The following is a 213-nucleotide window of genomic DNA, read 5'->3' on the forward strand; positions in this document are numbered from 1 at the left end:
GCGGGCCATTGCTTCGCTCGGCCTGGGCAGGGCTTTCATGCCCAACTGTCGGCAGCGCACAGCGCGACCCGACCCCAGGCGCAGCTGCGAAGCAGCAGCCGTGTGGCACCCGCTCCCCACCCCTGCTGACTGCGCCGAGAAGCGCAGGATCTGGGGTGGGCGTGTGTGCCGAAGGACACACACGCTTCGTGCTCTAGCTTGCCGATGCTGTCT

It is taken from the genome of Acidovorax sp. Root217 (assembly GCF_001428645.1).
Taxonomy (GTDB): Bacteria; Pseudomonadota; Gammaproteobacteria; order Burkholderiales; family Burkholderiaceae_C; genus Acidovorax.